3 protein-coding genes and 1 pseudogene are annotated in these 2576 nt (G+C 64.1%); 3 read left to right on the top strand and 1 reads right to left on the bottom strand.

The window, feature by feature from the left end:
- Positions 1-218: pseudogene (locus WBV42_RS11290) on the top strand (hypothetical protein); the annotation flags it as partial.
- On the opposite strand, the gene WBV42_RS11285 reads toward WBV42_RS11290, so the two are convergent.
- Positions 215-1300, bottom strand: a complete 1086-nt coding sequence (locus WBV42_RS11285; RefSeq protein ID WP_423986120.1) for a phytoene/squalene synthase family protein — start codon at positions 1298-1300, stop codon at positions 215-217. The pseudogene WBV42_RS11290 and the gene WBV42_RS11285 sit on opposite strands and share 4 nt — an antisense overlap.
- 163 nt (positions 1301-1463) lie before the next feature.
- Between WBV42_RS11285 and WBV42_RS11280 the strand changes: the two genes are divergently transcribed.
- The gene (locus tag WBV42_RS11280; RefSeq protein WP_423986119.1) at positions 1464-2168 is read left to right on the top strand and encodes an RNase P subunit p30 family protein; all 705 of its coding nucleotides are present in this window, start codon (positions 1464-1466) and stop codon (positions 2166-2168) included.
- Positions 2152-2576 (top strand): class I SAM-dependent methyltransferase (locus tag WBV42_RS11275; RefSeq protein ID WP_423986118.1); only part of this gene is annotated, 425 nt, incomplete at its 3' end. The genes WBV42_RS11280 and WBV42_RS11275, both read left to right, overlap by 17 nt.

Raw genomic sequence — 2576 nt, 5'->3', positions numbered from 1 at the left:
TCCGCCTCCTCGGCCTCGTCCTCGGTTGGCCGATTATCGTCGTCTCCGTCGCGTCCGTCGTCGTCGGAAACGCGTTCGGCGGACGGCCGCCGTTCGCCATCGAGGCCGTCGCGGTCGGATTCGGCGTCGCCTGTACGACGGCGTGGGTGTTCTTACTGTCCGGGTGGGTTACGGACGCCGTCGGTCGTCTTCCGGCTCCCGTCGAAATCGGTCGCTAAATCGAATTCGACGACCGGTGAAACGGCCTCTCGGAGATCGTCCGCCGCAGTTCGCCGAGCGTCTCGCGTTCGACGCCGCTGGAGAGGGACGCGATGAGGGAGTGCACCTCCTCGCGTGAAACCTTGATACCCGCTCGGCGAAGCGCGTCCTCCGGTCGCTTTCTGACTTCGCGGAGCGTCCCGACCGCAAGCAGGTAGGGGATAGTCCACGCGACGAGTCGGTTGCCCCGCTCGCGCGGCATGGTCTCCAGATACGTCTGGGCGTCGTCGGTAAAGCTGTGTGCGTGGTCCGCGGTTCGGGCGACGACGTCCGCGACGTCGTCTTCGTGTTCGGGGTCACAGAGTTCGTCCTGCGGGACATCGGCCTCGTCAAGCCACGTCTCGGGAAGGTACACGTTGTTCTCGTCGTGGTAGTCCACGTACACGTCCTTCGTCACGTTGACGAGTTGGAGGAGGAGCGAGAACGATTCCGAGGTCTCGCGCAGACGGCTCGCCTGCGCCGAATCCGCATCCTGGCAGACGAGGTTCGTGATGAGTTCACCGACGGTTCCCGCGACGTAGTAGCAGTACTCTTCGAGTTCGGCTCTACTTCCGATTCGAAGTCCACCCGTGTCGGCATACCGTTCGACGAACATCGCCATCCCGTTCACGAGTTCACGCACCGGCGGTCGAACCGCTTGCCGGACCGAGGGAGAGCACGTACCGAACGTCCGCACGATGCGGGGGGCGTGACTGACGACGGACCAATCGGCGTCGTCGCCGTCGGTATCGTCGGGAATCCACTCGTCTACAGCCTCGCGGAACTCCTCAACTGTCGTCGCATCGGACGGGTCGAGGACGGCGTCGTACTGGTGGAGGAGGCTCGTCTGTTCGGCGGGCGGGATATGGCCCGCATCCTCGATGGTGTCCGCGACACGGCAGAGGAGGTATCCGACGCAGATGGCGTCGGCCATCGGCGTATCGAGCAGGTCGATAGTGATGGCAAACGTGCGGGAGACACCTTGAACCGCTTGGTGACACCATTCGATGTCTGCCCCTGGCGGCTCGTCGGCGGTCGCGGAGGTCGGTGGCTGGTTATCCATTCTGTTATTGAACCTTCCTTCCGGGTTGAGACGGGAAAACCCCTTGGGCTTACCACTCCGGTTTGGCTGGAGCGGCTAATCAGTTCCGACTCCCGGTGACGCCGTCCCCGTGGACCGAGAGTCGCAAGCACCAAGTCTCACCACCCCGCACTCGAACACGAGAATGTACGAGGGCGTCCACGCCGTCCCGGATGGGGAAGCTACTGTCGCGCGGTTTGCGGCCACGGCGAGTGAGTACGAGTTCGACGGCGTCGTCGTCCGCAATCACGGCGATTCACGGGCGGAATTCGACGCCGAGACCGTCAGCGACGAGTACGGTGTGGACGTGGTGGACGGCCTCGAAATCCGCGCCGACAACCCATCGCAGGCCAGCGGCCACGTCGGTAACTTTCGCCCGAAGGCGACGATCCTCCTGCTCCACGGCGGCACGGCGAAGCTCAACCGGTTCGCCGTCGAGGAGGAGCGAATCGACGTGTTGGCCCACCCGATGCGCGGTCGCGGGGATTTCAATCACGTGCTGGCGAAGGCCGCCGCCGAACACGGCGTTCGCATCGAATTCGACCTGTCCCGTGTCCTCCGTACCGACGGCGGGCCGCGAGTGCAGACCATCAAGGACCTCCGGAAACTCCGCGAGTTGGTGGTCAAATACGACGCCCCGTTCGTCGTCAGCGCCAACCCGCGTACACATCTCGAACTGCGAGCACCCCGCGAACTCACGGCCGTCGGCGAAGTCATCGGTTTTTCTCCCGAACAGATCGAGGACGGCTTGCGCGAGTGGGGTAACCTCGCCGACCGAAACCGGACGATTCAGTCCGACGATTTCATTGCGCCCGGCGTGAAACGTGGGCGATATGAAGAAGACGATTGAGGAACACGCCGACCGCTTTTCGGACATCGCTGGCGACTACGACGATTCTCAGGACAGCGAGGAGTATCGCGCTTGTGTTTCCTTGGTTGTGGAGCACGCCGACCCCGGTGCGGACGACGTCGTCCTCGATTTGGGGACCGGCACGGGCGCGATCGCCCTCGCGCTCGCCCCCGACGCGAAGCACGTCATCGGCCGTGATATCAGCGAAGGGATGATGGACGAGGCGCGAACGAAGGCCGAGGAGAACGACATCGGAAACGTCGAGTTCGGCGAGGGTCGCTTCCGTGACCCGAACGTCGACGAGGACGTGGACACCGGGTCGTCGGAGACGCCCCGAGCCGACGCTCGCGGCGCTCGCGTCGACATCGTGGTATCGAACTTCGCCATGCACCACCTCTCGGACGAGGA

The sequence above is a fragment of the Haladaptatus sp. genome (genome assembly GCF_049589095.1).
In the GTDB taxonomy this organism is placed as follows: Archaea; Halobacteriota; Halobacteria; order Halobacteriales; family Haladaptataceae; genus Haladaptatus.
This window is presented reverse-complemented; position numbering and strand designations above follow the sequence as displayed.